General features: G+C 70.0%; 17 protein-coding genes. 15 read left to right on the forward strand and 2 right to left on the reverse strand.

Annotated elements, in window-relative coordinates; all coding sequences use genetic code 11:
* Nucleotides 1–138 precede the first annotated feature (138 nt).
* From aspS to ABTV10_RS11175, 3 genes are read left to right on the forward strand one after another with little or no spacing between them, the layout of a single operon-like run.
* Nucleotides 139–1,917 (forward strand): aspartate--tRNA ligase, encoded by a 1,779-nt coding sequence (gene aspS / locus ABTV10_RS11165; protein ID WP_499034728.1) that lies wholly within the window; start codon nucleotides 139–141, stop codon nucleotides 1,915–1,917.
* A gap of 51 nt (nucleotides 1,918–1,968) precedes the next feature.
* Entirely contained in the window at nucleotides 1,969–2,934 is a 966-nt protein-coding gene (locus ABTV10_RS11170; protein ID WP_499034729.1) for a DUF389 domain-containing protein, read from the forward strand.
* Nucleotides 2,935–2,982: 48 nt separating this feature from the next.
* Complete coding sequence (locus tag ABTV10_RS11175) at nucleotides 2,983–4,158, forward strand: hypothetical protein (RefSeq protein WP_499034730.1); 1,176 nt, start codon at nucleotides 2,983–2,985, stop codon at nucleotides 4,156–4,158.
* Nucleotides 4,159–4,165: 7 nt separating this feature from the next.
* Here ABTV10_RS11175 and ABTV10_RS11180 read toward each other — a convergent pair whose 3' ends face one another.
* Nucleotides 4,166–4,948 carry a TetR/AcrR family transcriptional regulator gene (locus tag ABTV10_RS11180; protein WP_499034731.1) on the reverse strand — a complete coding sequence of 261 codons (783 nt, stop codon included), beginning with the start codon at nucleotides 4,946–4,948 and terminating at the stop codon, nucleotides 4,166–4,168.
* Between the two features lie 144 nt (nucleotides 4,949–5,092).
* On the opposite strand from ABTV10_RS11180, the gene ABTV10_RS11185 reads away from it, so the two are divergent.
* From ABTV10_RS11185 to aroQ, 12 genes are all read left to right on the forward strand, one after another.
* Nucleotides 5,093–5,773, forward strand: coding sequence for a PIG-L family deacetylase (locus ABTV10_RS11185; RefSeq protein WP_499034732.1), 681 nt, complete (start codon nucleotides 5,093–5,095; stop codon nucleotides 5,771–5,773).
* 99 nt (nucleotides 5,774–5,872) lie between these two features.
* Entirely contained in the window at nucleotides 5,873–6,031 is a 159-nt protein-coding gene (locus ABTV10_RS11190; protein WP_499034733.1) for a DUF8730 family Cys-rich protein, read from the forward strand.
* A gap of 53 nt (nucleotides 6,032–6,084) precedes the next feature.
* Entirely contained in the window at nucleotides 6,085–7,491 is a 1,407-nt protein-coding gene (locus tag ABTV10_RS11195) for a replication-associated recombination protein A (protein ID WP_499034735.1), read from the forward strand.
* A gap of 162 nt (nucleotides 7,492–7,653) precedes the next feature.
* Nucleotides 7,654–10,326 carry an alanine--tRNA ligase gene (gene alaS / locus ABTV10_RS11200; protein ID WP_499034738.1) on the forward strand — a complete coding sequence of 891 codons (2,673 nt, stop codon included), beginning with the start codon at nucleotides 7,654–7,656 and terminating at the stop codon, nucleotides 10,324–10,326.
* 2 nt (nucleotides 10,327–10,328) lie between these two features.
* Nucleotides 10,329–10,937, forward strand: coding sequence for a Holliday junction resolvase RuvX (gene ruvX / locus ABTV10_RS11205; RefSeq protein ID WP_499034739.1), 609 nt, complete (start codon nucleotides 10,329–10,331; stop codon nucleotides 10,935–10,937).
* Entirely contained in the window at nucleotides 10,934–12,409 is a 1,476-nt protein-coding gene (gene mltG / locus ABTV10_RS11210; protein ID WP_499034740.1) for an endolytic transglycosylase MltG, read from the forward strand. Before ruvX ends, mltG begins: the two co-directional genes overlap by 4 nt.
* Before the next feature lie 5 nt (nucleotides 12,410–12,414).
* Nucleotides 12,415–13,227: a shikimate dehydrogenase gene (locus ABTV10_RS11215; protein WP_499034743.1), complete on the forward strand. Its 813-nt coding sequence runs from the start codon at nucleotides 12,415–12,417 to the stop codon at nucleotides 13,225–13,227.
* A 108-nt stretch (nucleotides 13,228–13,335) separates the two neighbouring features.
* Nucleotides 13,336–13,914, forward strand: a complete 579-nt coding sequence (locus ABTV10_RS11220; protein ID WP_499034744.1) for a prepilin peptidase — start codon at nucleotides 13,336–13,338, stop codon at nucleotides 13,912–13,914.
* 62 nt (nucleotides 13,915–13,976) lie between these two features.
* On the forward strand, nucleotides 13,977–15,173 hold the full coding sequence (gene aroC, locus ABTV10_RS11225; protein WP_499034746.1) for a chorismate synthase: 1,197 nt from the start codon (nucleotides 13,977–13,979) through the stop codon (nucleotides 15,171–15,173).
* Between the two features lie 4 nt (nucleotides 15,174–15,177).
* The gene (locus ABTV10_RS11230) at nucleotides 15,178–15,747 is read left to right on the forward strand and encodes a shikimate kinase (RefSeq protein WP_433612683.1); all 570 of its coding nucleotides are present in this window, start codon (nucleotides 15,178–15,180) and stop codon (nucleotides 15,745–15,747) included.
* Nucleotides 15,748–15,751: 4 nt separating this feature from the next.
* Entirely contained in the window at nucleotides 15,752–16,861 is a 1,110-nt protein-coding gene (aroB, locus tag ABTV10_RS11235; protein WP_433612685.1) for a 3-dehydroquinate synthase, read from the forward strand.
* Nucleotides 16,858–17,286 (forward strand): type II 3-dehydroquinate dehydratase, encoded by a 429-nt coding sequence (gene aroQ, locus ABTV10_RS11240; protein WP_433612687.1) that lies wholly within the window; start codon nucleotides 16,858–16,860, stop codon nucleotides 17,284–17,286. Before aroB ends, aroQ begins: the two co-directional genes overlap by 4 nt.
* Before the next feature lie 122 nt (nucleotides 17,287–17,408).
* Here aroQ and ABTV10_RS11245 read toward each other — a convergent pair whose 3' ends face one another.
* Nucleotides 17,409–18,020 (reverse strand): B-4DMT family transporter, encoded by a 612-nt coding sequence (locus ABTV10_RS11245; RefSeq protein ID WP_499034747.1) that lies wholly within the window; start codon nucleotides 18,018–18,020, stop codon nucleotides 17,409–17,411.
* Nucleotides 18,021–18,035: the final 15 nt, after the last annotated feature.

An 18,035-nucleotide genomic window follows, 5' to 3' on the forward strand; every position in this document is an offset into this window, starting at 1 on the left:
CTGGTCGTTACAGACTTCCAGCAATAGGGGCACGCGTTTGGCGGTGACACGCGGAGGCTCCGTAGGATCGCAGCAGAAAGAAGACCGTGCTGAAAGCATGGATCGACCATTGTGCTGGAAGTTTGTGAAAGGATTCCCGTGCTGCGCACCCACCTGGCCGGCTCGCTACGACCCGAGCACGCTGAGCAGACCGTCACCCTCACCGGTTGGGTGGCGCGGCGGCGCGATCACGGCGGGGTGATCTTCATCGACCTCCGCGATGCGTCCGGCGTCTCCCAGGTCGTGTTCCGCGCAGGCGACGTCCTCGAGCAGGCGCACCGGTTGCGCGCCGAGTACTGCGTCAAGGTCACCGGTGTGGTCGCGGTGCGTCCGGAAGGCAACCAGAACTTCGAGATCCCGACCGGCGCCATCGAGGTGAACGCCACGGAGCTGGAGGTGCTCAACGAGAGCGCCCCGCTGCCGTTCCAGCTCGACGACCAGGTCGGTGAGGAAGCCCGTCTCAAGTACCGTTACCTGGACCTGCGCCGCGAGGTCCCGGGCCACGCGATCCGCCTGCGTTCCAAGGTCAACGCTGCCGCCCGCGCCGTGCTCGCACACCACGAGTTCGTCGAGGTCGAGACCCCGACCCTCACCCGTTCCACCCCCGAGGGCGCACGCGACTTCCTGGTGCCCGCGCGTCTGCAGCCGGGCAGCTTCTACGCGCTGCCGCAGAGCCCGCAGCTGTTCAAGCAGCTGCTCATGGTCGGCGGCATCGAGCGGTACTACCAGATCGCGCGCTGCTACCGCGACGAGGACTTCCGCGCCGACCGTCAGCCCGAGTTCACCCAGCTCGACATCGAGATGAGCTTCGTGAACCAGGAGGACGTCATCCTCCTGGCCGAGGAGATCCTGCACGCGGTGTGGAGGCTCATCGGCCACGAGATCACCACCCCGATCCCGCGGATGACCTACGCCGAGGCCATGCGCCGCTACGGCTCCGACAAGCCCGACCTGCGCTTCGGCATCGAGCTGGTCGAGTGCATGGAGTTCTTCAAGGACACCACGTTCCGCGTGTTCCAGGCCGAGTACGTCGGCGCCGTCGTGATGCCGGGCGGCGCGAGCCAGCCCCGCAAGCAGCTCGACGCGTGGCAGGAATGGGCCAAGCAGCGCGGCGCGAAGGGCCTCGCCTACGTGCTGGTAGGCGAGGACGGCACCCTCGGCGGCCCGGTCGCGAAGAACCTCACCGACGCCGAGCGCGACGGGTTGGCCGCGCACGTCGGTGCGAAGCCCGGCGACTGCATCTTCTTCGCCGCCGGCCCCACCAAGTCGATGCGTGCCCTGCTCGGTGCCGCCCGCGGCGAGATCGCCCGCAAGCAGAACCTCATCGACCCCGACGCGTGGGAATTCGTCTGGATCGTCGACGCGCCGCTGTTCGAGCCCACCGCCGACGCGACCGCCAGCGGCGACGTCGCGCTCGGCTACAGCGCATGGACCGCGGTGCACCACGCGTTCACCTCGCCCAAGCCGGAGTCGATCGACACGTTCGACACCGATCCCGGTTCGGCGCTGGCATACGCCTACGACATCGTCTGCAACGGCAACGAGATCGGCGGCGGCAGCATCCGTATCCACCGCAAGGACATCCAGGAACGCGTCTTCAAGGTGATGGGCATCTCCCACGAGGAGGCGGAGGAGAAGTTCGGCTTCCTGCTCGACGCCTTCGCCTTCGGCGCACCGCCGCACGGCGGCATCGCCTTCGGCTGGGATCGCATCACCGCGCTGCTCGCGGGTCTCGACTCGATCCGCGAGGTCATCGCGTTCCCGAAGTCGGGTGGCGGCGTGGACCCGCTCACCGACGCTCCCGCGCCGATCACGGAGCTGCAGCGCAAGGAATCGGGCATCGACGTCAAGCCGGAGCCGGCCGCAGTCTCCGAGTAGTACCCGGTCTGACCCGGACAGGGAGACCGCAGAGAAACGGGGGAGTCGCACGTGCTGCATCTGCGCGTGATCTGTCCGGTGGACAACACCGACGAGGTGCTCGCACTGCTCGAGGAGGAGCCCGGCGCCACGCACATCACCGTGGCGCGGGGCTCCGCCGTCGAGCCGCACGGCGACGTCGTCCAGGCCGATATCGCTCGCGAGTCGGCCAACGAGGTTCTGACCCAGCTGCGCGAGCTGGGCATACAGCGGACCGGTGCGATCACTCTCGTTCCGATCGAGACGGTGCTGTCGGAGGCGGCGCGGGCGGCCGAGCGGGCAGCGCCCGGCGACCCGAGCGACGCTGTTGTGTGGGAGGAACTGATCTCTCGCACGCGGGAGGAATCCACGCTCAACATCACGTTTCTGGCGTTCCTGACAATCGCGTGCCTGCTGGCGGCGGTCGGCATCGTCACCGACTCACCCGTCACGATCGTCGGGGCGATGGTCGTGGGCCCTGAATTCGGGCCGCTCGCTGCGCTGGCCGTGGCGCTGACCCGCCGCAAGTTCGGTCTCGCCCGGCGCTCACTGATCGCCCTCGTGGTCGGGTTTCCCTTCGCGATTGTCATCACCGCCGGCGCGACCATGCTCGCCGAGTCGATCGGGTGGGTGAACCTGGAGACGATCCACGACGTCCACCAGGTCGACTTCATCTACAAGGTCGGCCCGGCGTCGTTGGTCGTCGCGCTGCTTGCGGGTGCGGCCGGCATGCTCGCGCTCGTGTCGGCGAAGTCGGCGGCCCTCGTGGGCGTGTTCATCTCGGTCACGACCGTGCCGGCGGCCGGCTTCGTCGCGGTGGCCGCGACCGTCGGTGAATGGCGCGTCGCACTCATGTCTGCGGGGCAGCTCGGCGTCAATCTTGCCGGCATCGTGATCGCGGCGGTGGCGGTCCTGATGCTGCAGCGGACAGAAAAGGCCCGTGACCGAGCTGCAACACGGGGTTTGTCGAGGTCAGCGGGCTTCGCACCGCGCCGCTGATCCCGATTGCCCGGTCCCGACCGGCTGGTAGAGGTAGGTTGGTGACCGATGACCGCAATATTGGCGGAACCCCTCTCGGAGGTCGTTGCCGCAGCAGAGAAGTTGCTCACCCGTCGGACCGGGGCACCGGTCCGTCTCGTCGACCCGGTCGACCTCGGGGGAAGCGGCCGTACCATCGTTCTCCGCGTTCGTGTGGCGGAGAACCCGTTCTCGCTTCCCCGGACCCTCGTGATCAAGCAGGTCCGGGAGACGTCGAGGAAGGCCGCGGGTGCGCGCATCGACTTCGACGTGCCGGACCATTCGACGGTCGACGTCGCCTTCCTCCGCGAAGCGGTCTCGTACCAGTTCGCGACCGCGCTGGCGACCGAGAGCCGCCCCGGGGCGGAGCTGCTCGCCTACGACTTCGAGGCACGCCTGCTCGTGCTCGGCGACCTCGGCGATTCGACCCCGTTTCCGTCGCTGCTCAAGAACGCGGATCCCGACACCGTCACCAACTCGCTGATGGCGATGGCGCAGGCGCTGGGCCGGATGCACGCCGCGACCGTCGGCCGCGAAGAGGACTTCACGGCGCTGTTGCGGCGCGCGGAGGTCGCCCACTGTGGTGACGTGGTCGCCGAGCAGGCCGCTGCGTCGCTCGAGACGGTGCCTTCCCTGCTCGGCGAGCACCTCGGCATCGAGGTGGCGTCGGAAGTTCTGGACATCGCGGCGCGGGCCGGGAAGCTGTTCGGCGGTGGGCGCTTCCGCGCCTTCAGCCCGTCGGACCTGTGCCCGGACAACATCATCGTCAACGACGAGGGCGTCCGGTTCCTCGACTACGAGTGGGGCGGTTTCCGCGACGCCACCCTCGACCTCGCGTACGCGCTCGTGTCGTTCCCGGCGTGCCTGTGCAGTATCGACCTGTCGTACGAGCGCGCCCGCGCGATGACCGAGGCGTGGCGCGCCGAGGTCGTCGGGATGTGGCCGGCCCTCACGGACGACGATTTCCTCACCGAGCGGGTTCTCGATGCCCAACTCGCCTGGGTCTGGCTCAGCACGTACCTGTTCCTGCCGGAGGACTACACGCGCATCGCGGCCGTCCGTGGACACCAACTGTCCGCACCGCGTGCGGATGCCCTGCTCGCGCGCTGGGAGAGCCTGGCGACGTTCGCCGAGCAGTCCGGGCACGATGTGATCGCCGAGCACGCATCGGTCGTCGTCGCGCGCCTGCGCGAGCGTATCCAGTAGCGGACGGTCAGTCCGGCGGACGCCGGGCGGCGCCCGCGAGCAGCAGTTCGACCGATCTCCGCAGGTTCTCCCGCGCCGCACGCTCCATGGCGGGGACGCCGTCGTGGTTGGGTTCGTCGGGGGACCGGCGGTCGTCGGCGTCCATGAGGGACGCGGAGAGCGGGAAGCGGACGGCGAAGTCCGGTGCCGCGCCGGCCAGGACGTCCATCCGCTCGGCCCACCATTGCGCGTCGTCCGAACCGGTTTCGCCGGGCACTTGTCGGGCATCGACGATGGTCCGGGCCGCCGCGGCCGTGAGCGAAAACGCGGACGATGCGATCGCGGCCACGTCGCGGGGCGCGATGGCGGCGGGTAACAGTGTGCCCAGCAGCGACTCGAACACCTCCTGCTGGTGCGGTCCCAGCACCGGGCGGGTGTGCGTGAGGTCGAGCATCCAGGGGTGCGCGACGTAGAGGTCGAGCAACTGTTCCGTCCACGCGATCACGGTCGTCGGCGCCGTCGCGGTGAAGCCCGCGTGCGCTCGGTCGTACATGACGTCGAGTAGCTCGTCCTTGCCGTCGACGTACGTGTAGATCGCCATCGCCGTGCAGCCGAGGCGTTCGCCGATCGCGCGCAACGGGACCGCTGCGGTGCCGCGTTCGTCGGCCAGGGCGGTCGCGGTCTCCACGATGCTCTCGAGTGTCAATGCAGGCCCGTCGTCGGGGGCGGTGCGATCGGCGCGCAGGGGAGGCGGCGCCCACAGTCGCGCCATGGTGCGGGCGGCGTCGTCGCGTCCGGCGTCGGATCCCATTCCTCTCCTTACGTTGTAAAGCCACCGGTCGATGTGGACTATACGGTGTAAGGCCTACTGGTGGGGGCGGGTTTCGGGGGATCGCCCCCGGGCGCCGAGCCGGTCCGGGAAACTGGGAGGGACCGCAGAGAAGGGGTGGTACGTGTGGGCGCGAACTCCGGCGAATCCGTGTTGCGAGACGTGGCCGCGCGGGGCGCGGCGCTGGCGGTGGTGGCTCATCCGGACGACGAGAGCTTCGGTCTGGGAGCAATTCTCGCGGCGCTGGCCGCGGCCGGCGCCGACGTCCGCGTGCTGTGCCTGACGCGTGGTGAGGCCAGCACGCTCGGGGTGGGCGTCGACCTTGCGCAGGTGCGTCACGCCGAATTGACGACGGCGGCGGAGCGGCTGGGCCTCGAAGGTGTCGAGCTGCGCGACTTCCCGGACGGCGGGCTGCGCGAGGTGGATCCAGCGGTACTCGACGCGGTGGTGCTGGACACGCTGGGCGCGGCTGCGACGCTCGTGGTCTTCGAGTCGGGTGGCGTCACCGGTCATCCGGATCACCGAGCGGCGACGGCGGCCGCTTTCCGGGTCGCGGCGGCCGAGGGCCTGCACGTGCTCGAGTGGGGTGTCGCGCCGGAGGTGGCGGACGCGTTGAACGCCCAGTTCGACGTCGGCTTCGTCGCGTTGAGCGGTGGCGGTGTGGTCGACGTCGAGGTCGATCGCGGTGTGCAGCTCGCGGCGATCGCGTGTCACGAGAGCCAGTCCACGGACAATCCCGTCCTGGCCCGGCGTCTGGAGCTGTCCGGTCCCGTCGATCGCGTCCGGGTGCACGCGCCGAACTGCTGATGCGAACCGCTCACCGGTGTGGGGACGAGCACATTGAAACTTATACCCCAGGGGGTATTGTTCCGAGGGAAGCCGCAAGCGCCTCCCGAGGAGATTCACATGTGCTACCCCGTTACCTGCAAGAGCTGCTCCAAGACCACGTGGGGCGGCTGTGGCCAGCACGTCGACAGCGTCATGCGCTCGGTGCCGGCCGCGCAACGGTGCACGTGCGAGCCGCCGGCCAAGCCCGGCTTCTTCGCGTCTCTGTTCGGTCGCTGACCCGGTCGCGAGCGGCGCAGGTTCGCGTCGGGGCGGGCTAGTAGCGTCGGGGTGTGACTGATTTCTTCGGCGACACGGACGCACCCGGCGCGGCGGGACTGTTCGAGGCTCCGGCGGCCGAGGCGGAGCCCGAACCGCTCACGTCGGTTCCTCCGCGGCCGTCGCGGCCGAACCCGGGGGCTCCGCTCGCCGTTCGGATGCGACCGGCGACGCTGTCCGAGGTCGTCGGTCAACAGCATCTACTGGCGCCGGGCGCGCCGCTGCGGCGCCTGGTCGAGGGCTCCGGCGCATCCTCCGTGCTGCTGTACGGCCCGCCCGGGACCGGCAAGACGACGCTCGCGTCGCTCATCTCCGGTGCCACCGGGCGCAAGTTCGAGGCACTGTCTGCGCTGTCGGCGGGCGTCAAGGAGGTGCGTGGGGTCATCGAACTGGCCCGACGGCGCCTGCTCCAGGGCGAGCAGACGGTGTTGTTCATCGACGAGGTCCACCGTTTCTCCAAGACCCAGCAGGACGCGCTGCTCGCCGCGGTCGAGAACCGCATCGTGCTGCTCGTCGCGGCCACCACCGAGAATCCGTCGTTCTCGGTGGTCTCGCCGCTCCTGTCGCGCTCGCTCGTGCTGCAGTTGCAGTCGTTGACCGCCGACGACATCCGCCTCGTCATCGAGCGTGCCCGCGCCGACGAGCGCGGTCTGGCCGGCTCCGTGGAGATCGCCGACGACGCCCTCGAGCATCTGGTGCGCCTCGCGGCGGGCGACGCGCGGCGGGCATTGACGGCTTTGGAGGCGGCCGCCGGGACGGCCCTCGACCGAACCGACGAGCGTCCCGCGCTGCTCGACCTCGAGACCGTCGAATCCAGCGTCGACAAGGCCGCCGTCCGCTACGACCGCGACGGCGACCAGCACTATGACGTCATCAGCGCATTCATCAAGTCGATCCGCGGCTCGGACGTCGACGCCGCGCTGCACTACCTGGCCCGGATGCTCACCGCCGGCGAGGACCCGCGGTTCATCGCCCGCCGGCTCGTCGTGCACGCCAGTGAGGACATCGGCATGGCCGACCCCACCGCGCTGCAGACCGCGACCGCGGCCGCGCAGGCGGTACAGCTGATCGGAATGCCCGAGGCTCGACTCGCGCTGGCGCAGGCCACGATCCATCTCGCGACGGCGCCCAAGTCGGGTGCCGTCATCGCCGCGCTCGGGGCCGCGATGGCCGACGTCGCGGCCGGCAAGTCCGGTCTCGTGCCGCCCCATCTGCGGGACGGCCACTACGCCGGCGCCGCGCAGCTCGGCAACGCCGTCGGCTACAAGTACCCGCACGACCATCCGGACGGCGTCCTGCCGCAGCAGTATCCGCCGGACGAACTCGTCGGCGTCGACTACTACGAGCCGACCACGCACGGCGCCGAACGGGAGATCGCCGGGCGGGTGGGGAAGCTGCGGAGGATCGTGCGAGGACGTTGAGCCGCGCTGAGATCCGCGTCACGGCGGGTGAGGCGTCCGCCGGGCCGTCACATGCGGCGAATAGACGCCTCGCGCGAGCGCGTTAAGCTTGCCAATGGTCGATTCGCACCTCGGAGGCGACATCGGCTGCCGAACACTGCGACATGTGAAGGACGAACCCAGGTGCAGACCCACGAGATCCGTAGGCGCTTCCTCGACCATTTCGTCAAGGCGGGCCACACCGAGGTGCCCAGCGCCTCGCTGATCTTCGACGATCCGAACCTGCTGTTCGTCAACGCGGGCATGGTGCAGTTCAAGCCGTTCTTCCTCGGCCAGCAGACCCCGTCGTACGACACCGCGACCAGTGTGCAGAAGTGCGTGCGCACCGGTGACATCGAGAACGTCGGCGTCACCACCCGCCACAACACGTTCTTCCAGATGGCGGGCAACTTCAGCTTCGGCGACTACTTCAAGCGCGGTGCGATCAAGCACGCGTGGGCGCTGCTGACGAACAGCGTCGAGGACGGCGGCTACGGCTTCGATCCCGAGCGCCTGTGGGTCACCGTGTACCTCGACGACGACGAGGCCCGCGACATCTGGAAGGAAGAGGCCGGCATCCCGGACGAGCGCATCCAGCGCCGCGGCATGGCCGACAACTACTGGTCGATGGGTGTCCCCGGCCCGTGCGGCCCGTGCTCGGAGATCTACTACGACCGCGGCCCCGAGTACGGCGCCGAGGGTGGCCCCGAGGCCGACGAGGACCGCTACCTCGAGATCTGGAACCTCGTGTTCATGCAGAACGAGCGCGGCGAGGGCACCGGCAAGGACAGCTTCGAGATCCTCGGCCCGCTGCCCAAGCAGAACATCGACACCGGCATGGGTGTGGAGCGCGTCGCGTTCCTGCTGCAGGGCGTCGACAACGTGTACGAGACCGACCTGGTCCGCCCGGTGATCACCAAGGCCGAGGAGCTCTCCGGTCGCACGTACGGCTCCGATCCGGAGGCCGACGTCCGCTTCCGTGTCATCGCCGACCACGCGCGCACCGCCGTCATGCTGATCGCCGACGGCGTCAACCCCGGCAACGAGGGCCGCGGCTATGTGCTGCGCCGTCTGCTGCGCCGCATCATCCGCTCGGCCAAGCTGCTGGGCGCCGAGAAGCCGAGCATGCGCGAGTTCGTCACGGTCGTGCGCGACACGATGTCGCAGTCGTACCCCGAGCTGGCCACCGATTTCGACCGCATCGTCGGCGTCGCGGTGGGCGAGGAGACCGCGTTCCTGCGCACCATCGCGGCCGGCTCGAAGATGTTCGAGGCCGAGGCCGACCAGGTGAAGTCGGCCGGCAAGAAGGTCTTCGGCGGCAACGAGGCGTTCGTGCTGCACGACACCTACGGCTTCCCGATCGACCTCACCCTCGAGATGGCGGCGGAGGCCGGCCTGAGCGTCGACGAGGACGGCTTCCGCTCGCTCATGGCCGAGCAGCGAAAGCGCGCCAAGGAGGACGCGCAGGCACGCAAGCACGCGCACGCCGACCTGACGGTCTACAAGGAGTTCGTCGACCGCGGCCCCACCGAGTTCACCGGCTTCAACGAGCTGGTTTCCGAAGCACACGTGCTGGCGCTCATCTCGAACGGTGTCCGGGTGCCCACCGCCAAGGCCGGCGAGGACGTCGAGGTCATCCTCGACCGCAGCCCCCTGTATGCGGAGGCCGGCGGCCAGATCGCCGACCTCGGCACCATCACCGCCGCGGGCCTGCGAGTGCAGGTCAACGACGTGCAGAAGATCGCCAAGAAGGTGTGGGTCCACAAGGTCACCGTCAAGGAGGGCCAGATCACCGAGGGCGACGTCGTCCTCGCGCAGGTCGACGCCGAGTGGCGCAAGGGCGCGACGCAGGGCCATTCCGGCACCCACATGGTGCACGCCGCGCTGCGACAGGTGCTGGGCCCCAACGCCGTTCAGGCCGGCTCGCTCAACAAGCCGGGCTACCTGCGCTTCGACTTCAACTGGCAGGGCCAGCTGTCGGAGTCGCAGAAGCAGGAGATCGAGGTCGTCACCAACGAGGCCGTTGCCGCCAACCACACGGTGAACACCTTCGTCACCGACCTCGACAAGGCCAAGCAGATGGGCGCGATGGCGCTCTTCGGCGAGAACTACGGCGACGAGGTGCGGGTCGTCGAGATCGGCGGGCCGTTCTCGATGGAGCTGTGCGGCGGCACGCACGTGCAGACGTCGGCGCAGATCGGTCCGGTCACGCTGCTCGGTGAGTCGTCCGTCGGCTCCGGTGTGCGCCGCGTCGAGGCGTTCGTCGGTCTGGACTCGTACCGCTACCTCGCGAAGGAGCGCGCGCTGCTCGCGGGCGTCGCGTCGTCGCTGAAGGTGCCCTCCGAGGAGGTCCCGGGACGCGTCGAGGCGCTGGTCGAGCGCCTGAAGGCGGCGGAGAAGGAGCTCGAGGCAACGAAGGCCGCCGCGGTCCTCGCGTCCGCGGGCACGTTCGTCGACAAGGCCCACCGCATCGGCGAGGTGCTGCTGGTCGCCGAGCAGGCGCCCGACGGTGTCGCCGGCAACGACCTGCGTGGGCTCGTCACCGACATCCGTGGCCGCTTCGGCACCCAGCCCGCAGTCGTGGTGTTGCTCGGCAACGCCGACGGCAAGGTGCCGTTCGTCGTCGCGGCGACCAAGGCCGCCCAGGAGCTCGGCATCAAGGCCGGCGAGCTGGTTGCGAGCTTCGGCCCGCAGATCGGTGGCCGGGGCGGCGGCAAGGCCGACATGGCGCAGGGCTCCGGCTCCGACACCTCGGGAATCCCCGCCGCGCTCGAGGGCGTGCGGGGTCGGGTCGCCGAGTTGGCAGGGAACTCCTAGCAGTGCCGTCGGCAGAGTCGGGCCCCGACCGTTCTGCACTGTCGGGCCCCGACCGTTCTGCACCGTCGGGTCCCGACCGCCCCGCACCGGCGGGGCCCGATCGGCCCGGGGTCGACGATCCCGGGCGCGGACGTCGGATCGGAATCGACGTCGGCAGCGTTCGGATCGGGGTCGCCTCGTGCGACCCGGACTGCATCCTCGCGACGCCGGTGGAGACCGTTGCCCGTTCCAAGGAGAAGGGACCCGACGCGCCGGACATCCGGCGGATTGTCGCGCTTGTCGCGGAGTACGAGGCCGTCGAGGTTATCGTCGGTCTGCCGCAGACCCTGCGCGGCGAACGTGGCAAGGCCGCGACCCTGGCGACCGCGTTCGCCCGGCGGTTGCGCCGCAGCATCGACCCGATCCCGGTGCGCATGGCCGACGAGCGGTTGACGACCGTCACCGCGTCGCGGGCCCTGCGGGAGAGCGGGGTCCGGGCGAAGGGCCAGCGGCCGATGATCGATCAGGCGGCTGCGGTGGCGATCTTGCAGGGATGGTTGGACGAGCGGAGCAGAGCGGTGAACGTGACGGACTCGGACAGTAGTGGCCGACCCACGGAGGGCGGCCTGTGAACGATCATCGGCAGCCGCCGGGCCGTCCCGAGTTCGAGTCGACCCCCGGTTACGCGGGTGATCACGGCTACTACGACCACGACCGATCCGCCGGTCACCACCCCGGAGACGGGTACGGGTACCAGGCGCAGCACGACCACCAGGGTTACGACACCCAGGGCTACGCCGCTCACGGTTACGAGACCCAGGACTACGACGCCGAGTACGGCTACGAACCGGAGTACGACGAGTACGAGTACCCCGACGCGCGCCGGCGGGCCCTGCCGACCGCTGTCGGCGCCCAGCCGATGAGCCGCGGCGAGATTCGGCGGATCAACGAGGCGGCGCGGCGCAAGCGGCGTGGCCGCGTGATCGGCGTTCTCGCCGGTGCGGTCCTCCTCGGCGGCATGGGTGCGGCCGCGGTTGCCGTGTACGACCAGATCACCGGCGGCGATGTCGCCGACTACGCCGGGCCGGGCGGCCCCGAAGTGGTCGTGCAGGTGCACTCCGGGGACACCGCGGAGCAGATCGCCAACGAGATGGCCGCCAAGGACGTCGTCAAGAGCGAGGCCGCCTTCTACCGTGCCGCGCTCCGCAACGACGCCATGAATTCGCTTCAGCCCGGCTACTACTCGATCGCCACGCAGATCTCCGGCGCCGACGCCGTGTCGGCGCTGGTGTCGCCGGACGCGCGGGTCGGGGCGTTGGTGATCTCCGAGGGCCGGCAGTTGCACGACACCCGTGACGTGCAGACCGGGGCCGTCAAGAAGGGCATCTACACCCTGATCTCGGAGGCCAGCTGTGTCGGTCCGGCGGAGGCCCCGAAGTGCATCAGCTACGACCAGCTCAACCAGGCGGGTGCCGGCGCGGACCTCGCCGCGCTCGGTGTGCCGGACTGGGCTCGCACACAGGTCGCCAACGTCCCGGACCGCGATCGCCAGCTCGAGGGGCTGATCGCCGCCGGCAGCTGGGATTTCGATCCCACCGAGACGCCGGTGGAGATCCTGCACCAGCTCGTGACGGCGAGTGCCGAGAGCTACGAGGCGACCGGACTCGAGACCGCTGGGGCGAACGTGGGCCTGGGCCCGTACCAGATGCTCGTCGTCGCGTCGCTCGTCGAACGTGAGGGCATGCCCGGAGACTTCGACAAGGTCGCGCGGGTGGTGGTCAACCGCCTCGCGGTGAACCAGCCGCTCCAGTTCGACTCGACCGTGAACTACGCCCTCGACACGACCGAGGTCGCCACCACGGACGCCGACCGCGCCCGGGTCACCCCGTGGAACACGTACGCCATGCCGGGCCTGCCCGCCACGCCGATCTCCTCGCCGAGCATCAATGCGCTTCGCGCGGCGGAGAATCCGGCTCCGGGCGACTACCTGTACTTCGTGACCATCGACAAGAAGGGCACCACGCTCTTCACCCGCGACTACGGCGAGCACCTCGCGAACATCGAGTTGGCTCAGCGGAGCGGCATTCTCGACAGTGGAAGGTGATCGACGTGTCGGCGCGTAAGGCGGCGGTTCTGGGCAGCCCGATCTCGCACTCGAAGTCCCCGCAACTTCACCTGGCGGCGTATCGGGCGCTGGGTCTGAGCGACTGGACGTACGAGCGGATCGAGTGCACCGGCGAGCAGTTGCCCGGCCTGGTGTCCGGACTCGGACTCGAGTGGGTCGGGTTGTCGGTGACGATGCCCGGCAAGGTCGCGGCGCTCGAGTTCGCGACCGAGTGCACCGAGCGGGCCGTGACGATCGGGTCGGCCAACACCCTCGTCCGCACCGCCGACGGCTGGCGCGCCGATTGCACCGACGTCGACGGCGTCCGCGGCGCCCTCGTCGACGGTGGCGTCGGTGATCTCACCGGTGCCGCGGCGGTGGTGGTCGGGGCCGGTGGTACCGCCCGCCCGGCGCTCGTCGCACTCGCCGACATGGGGGTGACGTCGGTGACCGTCGTCGCGCGGGACGCGGCCCGGGCGCGGCCCACGCTGGCGTGCGCCGAGGCGGTGGGGATGTCCGTGCAGCACGCGACGTTCGACAGCGACCGACTCGGCGACCTGTGCGCCGACTCGGCAGCCCTGGTCAGCACCGTGCCCGCATCGGGGGCCGCGCCGTACGCGGACGTGATCGGCCGGGCCCGATTCGTGCTCGATGCGATCTACGATCCGTGGCCGACGCCGCTCGCCGAGGTCGTCGAGCGTTCCGGCGGCACCGTCGTCGGGGGTCTGGCCATGCTGCTCAACCAGGCGTACGGGCAGGTCGAACAGTTCACGGGCATGCCCGCGCCGCGCGAGGCCATGGCGGCGGCGATCCGGTAGTCGGCGGCGGACCGGCAGTCCGTCCACAACCGTCCGTCCATCCACAGACGTGTTCTCCGGAGCCGCCAACGGCGCCGTCCGGTCCGGGCGGTGGGCCACTCTCGTGGCATGGGGTGGATCGTCGTGGGAGTGCTCGCCGGTGTCGTGATCGGCTACGGAACCCGTCGGTTGCTGGCTGGGTTCACGCGGGACGCTCCGATCCCGCCCGGCTGGTGCGAGGGCGTATGCGCACTCGGGTTCGCGGCCGTCACGCTACGGGTCGGGTGGTCGGCGGCGTTGCTGCCCGCGCTCGTGCTCGTGTGGTGGATGGTCGCGGCGAGCGTCGTCGACCTGCGCGTGCGGCGGTTGCCGAACCTCCTCACCCTGCCCGGCAGCGCGGCGATCGTCGGTTTCGCGCTGGGGACGGGGGAGGCGCGTGGAGCCGTAGCCGGCGCTCTGATGCTGGCCGGGTCGTACCTGATGCTGCACCTCGTGGCCCCGACCGGCATGGGCGCCGGCGACGTGAAACTGGCGATCGGACTGGGTGCGGCGACCGGGATGGCAGGCGCGTCTGCGTGGTTGCTCGGGGCGGCCCTCGCGCCTGTCCTGACCGCCGCGGTCGGGGTGTCGCGAGGCCGCCCGGACATCACGGTCGCGCACGGTCCGTCGATGTGCGCGGCGACCGCGGTGGCGCTGTGGTGCCTGTGACGGGAGCGACGGGACGGCCGGGAACGGCCCACTGTCGAGTCGGGTGCTACGGACGTGGAAAGATGCAGGATGTGTTGCGCTGGATAACTGCTGGAGAGTCCCATGGTCCCGCCCTCGTAGCCATGCTCGAGGGAATGGTCGCCGGCGTCGAGGTGACGTCCGACGACATCGCGGCGCAGCTTGCGCGCCGTCGCCTCGGCTACGGCCGCGGTGCCCGCATGAAGTTCGAGGCCGACAAGGTCACGATCATCGGCGGCGTGCGCCACGGTCGGACCCTCGGCGGCCCGATCGCGATCGAGGTCGGCAACACCGAGTGGCCCAAGTGGGAGACCATCATGTCCGCCGACCCGGTGGACGAGGCTGAACTCGCCGGCCAGGCGCGCAACGCGCCGCTCACCCGCCCGCGCCCCGGGCACGCCGACTACTCGGGCATGCTCAAGTACGGGTTCGACGACGCCCGCCCGGTCCTCGAGCGTGCCAGCGCCCGCGAGACCGCGGCCCGTGTCGCCGCCGGCACCGTCGCCCGCCAGTTCCTGCGTCAGCTCTTCGGCGTCGAGGTCCTCTCGCACGTCATCTCGATCGGCGCGTCGGATCCGTACGTCGGCCCGGGCCCCGAGGCCGGCGACCTCGAGGCGATCGACGCCAGCCCGGTGCGGGCATTCGACGAAGACGCCGAGAAGTCCATGATCGCCGAGATCGAGGCCGCGAAGAAGGACGGCGACACCCTCGGTGGCGTCGTCGAGGTGGTCGTCCACGGGCTCCCCGTCGGACTCGGCTCGTTCATCAGCGGCGCCGACCGCCTCGACTCCAAGCTCGCCGCAGCGCTCATGGGCATCCAGGCGATCAAGGGTGTCGAGGTCGGCGACGGCTTCGAGACCGCCCGCCGTCGCGGCAGCGCCGCCCACGACGAGATGCGTCCCGGGCCCGACGGCGTCCTCCGCTCGACCAACCGCGCGGGCGGCCTCGAGGGCGGCATGACGAACGGCGAGGCCCTGCGGGTGCGTGCCGCGATGAAGCCGATCTCCACCGTCCCGCGGGCGCTGTCGACCATCGACATGTCGACCGGTGAGGAAGCGGTCGCGATCCACCAGCGTTCCGACGTGTGCGCGGTCCCCGCGGCCGGTGTCGTCGCGGAGGCGATGGTCGCGCTCGTCGTGGCGCAGGCGGCGCTGGACAAGTTCGGCGGCGACTCGATCGCCGAGACCCGCTCGAATTTCCAGCGCTACGTCGACGGCATCGCGGCTCGTCCGCCGCGGTGATCCGATGACACCGCGCGCAGTCCTGATCGGGCCGCCGGGCGCGGGCAAGTCGACCATCGGTCGACGGCTCGCGCAGGCGCTCGAGCTCGAGCTGCTCGACACCGACGTCGAGATCGAACGTCGCACCGGCCGCACCATCCCGGAGATCTTCGCGGAGGACGGGGAACCGTATTTCCGTGAGATCGAGGAGCAGGTGGTCGGGGAGGCGCTCGAATCCCACGACGGGATCCTGTCCCTCGGCGGCGGCGCGATCCTCTCCGAACTCACCCGTTCCCGGCTGGCCGGGCATACCGTGGTGTATCTGGAGATCAGTGTCGCGGAGGGCCTCAAGCGGACCGGCGCGACCACCGGACGACCGCTGCTGAACGGGGGCGACCCGAAGGCGAAGTACCACGCGCTGATGCGCCGTCGCCGGCCGTTGTACCGGCAGGTGGCGACCATCCGGGTCCGAACGGACAGCCGGAGCCCGAGCCGGGTGGTCCAGCAGGTGGTGGCGAAGTTGACCGACGGGTCCGCGCCGGGCGCCCCGGCACGAGACGACCTGGCAAGAGACGACACAGAAGCGGAGCAGTAGAGAAGTGACCGAACCGGTACGCGTCGAGGTGGCAACGGCCGATCCCTACCCCGTGATCATCGGGCGGGGTCTGCTCGGTGAGCTCGTCGAGGAACTCGAGGGCACCCGCACGGTGGCGATCTTCCACCAGCCGCCGCTCGCCGAGACCGCGGAAGCGGTGCGAACGGCCCTGGCGGAGAAGGGCATCGACGCCCACCGCGTCGAGATCCCGGATGCCGAGGAGGGCAAGGACCTCGCGGTCGCGGGCTTCTGCTGGGAGGTGCTCGGCCGCATCGGCCTGACCCGCAGCGACGCGATCGTCAGCCTCGGCGGCGGCGCCGCGACCGACCTCGCGGGATTCGTTGCCGCCACCTGGATGCGCGGCGTGCGCATCGTGCACGTCCCGACGACGCTGCTGGCGATGGTGGACGCCGCGGTCGGCGGTAAGACCGGCATCAACACCGAGGCCGGCAAGAACCTGGTCGGCGCGTTTCACGAGCCGTCCGCGGTCCTGATCGACCTGGCGACCCTCGAGACGGTGCCGCGCAACGAGATTGTCGCGGGCATGGCCGAGGTCATCAAGACCGGCTTCATCGCCGACCCGGTGATCCTCGACCTCATCGAGGCCGACCCCGAGGCCGCACTGGATCCGACCGGAACCGTGCTGCCCGAGCTGATCCGCCGCTCGGTCGAGGTCAAGGCCAGGGTGGTCGCGGCGGACCTGCGCGAGTCGAGCCTGCGGGAGATTCTCAACTACGGCCACACTCTCGGTCACGCGATCGAGCGGCGCGAGCGCTACCGTTGGCGTCACGGCGCCGCGGTGTCCGTCGGGCTGGTCTTCGCGGCCGAGCTCGGCCGTCTCGCCGGCCGCCTCGACGACGCCACGGCCGACCGGCACCGGTCGATCCTCGAACTGGTCGGCCTGCCCACCACGTACGACGGCGACGCGTTCTCGCAGCTGCTCGAGGGGATGCAGACCGACAAGAAGAACCGCGCGGGCATGCTCCGCTTCGTGGTCCTCGACGGTCTGGCCAAGCCGGGCCGCCTCGAGGGCCCGGACCCGTCGCTGCTGGTGGCCGCCTACGGTGCGATCGCGCGGGACGCGAGCCCGAGCGGTGGGACGGTGCTGCTGTGAGGGTCCAGGTCGTCAACGGACCCAACCTGGGTCGGCTCGGCAAGCGCCAGCCCGAGGTCTACGGTTCGACCACGCACGACGACCTCGTGGAGCTGTGCGAGCGGACCGCCGCCGAACTCGGGATCGAGGTCGTCGTCCGGCAGTCCGACAGCGAGGGCGAGATCCTCGGTTGGATCCACGACGCGGCCGACGCCGGGGAACCGGTCGTCCTCAACGCTGGCGGACTGACCCATACGTCGGTGGTGCTGCGCGACGCGTGCGCCGAGTTGACCGCCGGACTGGTTGAGCTGCACATCTCGAACGTCCACGCCCGCGAGGAGTTCCGGCACCATTCGTACCTGAGCGCGGTGGCAACGGGATCGATCGTCGGGCTCGGGGTCGCCGGTTACGCCCTCGCGTTGCGCTTCCTCGCGGAGCGAGGCTAGCGACACCGGCTCGCGCAGCGGGGCTAGCGACACCGGCTCGCGGAGCGGGGCTAACGATAGAAGTGTGAACGGCGAAGGGGCCGAGGCGGTTTCACCGCCTCGGCCCCTTTCTTGTCTTCGTCCTACTGTTCGGCTCGATGGCTGCCGGGCTTTCCGTCCGGCTCGATCCGCGTGAACACCTCGGTGTCGGTGTTGTCGTCGTGGCCGTGCTGGTAGGACCACTCGCTGCCGGCGTAGGACTCGGCGGCCTGTTCCTCGACCTCGAGGTCGGCGTCGTGGGGATAGGCGACGTGGTCGCCGGCGCTGCGTGCTTCGCCGCGTCCGGCGACGAAGCGTCCGAGGGCGACGGCGGTGGTCGCGGGGACGAAGACGAGCAGGACGGTGAACGCCGCTCCTGACGTCACCTCGAAGAGCAGTCCGCCGTTGGTGATCGCGATGTCGAAGAGGATGCCGACGAGCCAGGAAGCCGCTCCGGCGAGGATGCCGGCGACGAACGCGGCCTTGAGCCACATGATCGTCAGATCGGCTCCGTCGTCGGGGTCGGGATGGGCGCGCCGGTCACGGATTCCGTCGAGCGCGCCCCAGACGAATGCCGCGAGGATCACGAGGATCAGCGAGAACCAGCGCATGATGCTGCCCTGCTGGGGCCACTGCGTGACCGCAGCCCCCAGGAAAGTGCGCACCACGACGTGTACCAATGCGAGACCGAGACCACGTACGACCCACCCATTCATGTGACACAGGGTAAC

It is taken from the genome of Paraburkholderia sp. RHO2, assembly GCF_050955445.1.
In the GTDB taxonomy this organism is placed as follows: Bacteria; Actinomycetota; Actinomycetes; order Mycobacteriales; family Mycobacteriaceae; genus Prescottella; species Prescottella agglutinans_A.

What these genes read in the sequence shown, in the direction of transcription:
- ABTV10_RS11180 (WP_499034731.1), bottom strand. Translation starts at nt 4,948, where the DNA reads ATGGGATCCGACGCCGGACGCGACGACGCCGCCCGCACCATGGCGCGA.
- aroC (WP_499034746.1), top strand. Translation starts at nt 13,977, where the DNA reads ATGCAGGATGTGTTGCGCTGGATAACTGCTGGAGAGTCCCATGGTCCC.
- ABTV10_RS11190 (WP_499034733.1), top strand. Translation starts at nt 5,873, where the DNA reads ATGTGCTACCCCGTTACCTGCAAGAGCTGCTCCAAGACCACGTGGGGC.
- ABTV10_RS11245 (WP_499034747.1), bottom strand. Translation starts at nt 18,020, where the DNA reads ATGAATGGGTGGGTCGTACGTGGTCTCGGTCTCGCATTGGTACACGTC.
- ABTV10_RS11230 (WP_433612683.1), top strand. Translation starts at nt 15,178, where the DNA reads ATGACACCGCGCGCAGTCCTGATCGGGCCGCCGGGCGCGGGCAAGTCG.
- ABTV10_RS11175 (WP_499034730.1), top strand. Translation starts at nt 2,983, where the DNA reads ATGACCGCAATATTGGCGGAACCCCTCTCGGAGGTCGTTGCCGCAGCA.
- ABTV10_RS11220 (WP_499034744.1), top strand. Translation starts at nt 13,336, where the DNA reads ATGGGGTGGATCGTCGTGGGAGTGCTCGCCGGTGTCGTGATCGGCTAC.